The sequence below is a fragment of the Paralimibaculum aggregatum genome (assembly GCF_030270585.1).
Taxonomy (GTDB): Bacteria; Pseudomonadota; Alphaproteobacteria; order Rhodobacterales; family Rhodobacteraceae; genus Thermohalobaculum; species Thermohalobaculum aggregatum.
In genome coordinates, this window is sequence record NZ_BSYI01000143.1 from 1 (window position 1) to 486 (window position 486).

Sequence of the window (486 nt, forward strand, 5' to 3'; positions counted from 1 at the left end):
CACGAAGACGTTCCAGACCCGGATGCGTGCCGCCAGGCTGCGCCATGTCGGCGCCTGCATCGAGAACGTGGATGACCGGGCGCCCGAAAGCTCGACAGGGCGCTGTTCAGGAACCTTGCCACGGGCAAGTGGGTAGAGGAGAACCGCAACCTGCTGATCGCCGGCCCGTGCGGGGTGGGCAAGACCTGGCTCGCCTGCGCCCTCGGCCACAAGGCCTGCCGCGACGGCAAGTCCGTCCTCCACCACCGCCGCCCGCGGCTCCTCGCCGAGCTCGAGCTGGCCCATGGCGATGGCCGCTTCCCGAGGCTGTTCAGGCAGCCTGCAAAGGCTGACCTGCTCATCCTGGACGACCGGGGCCCCGACCGACTGACCGCGCCGCAGCGCCGGAACCTCATGGAGATCGCCGAAGATCGCTATCAGGCCGGCTCCACGCGCATCACCCGCCAGCTTCCCGTCGATGCCTGGCATGCCGTGATCGACGAGCCC

1 protein-coding gene is annotated in these 486 nt (G+C 69.5%); it reads left to right on the forward strand.

What is annotated here, in order from left to right:
• Positions 1–102 precede the first annotated feature (102 nt).
• The coding region (locus QSJ97_RS24685) for an ATP-binding protein (RefSeq protein WP_285675158.1) at positions 103–486 on the forward strand (384 nt) is incomplete at its 3' end.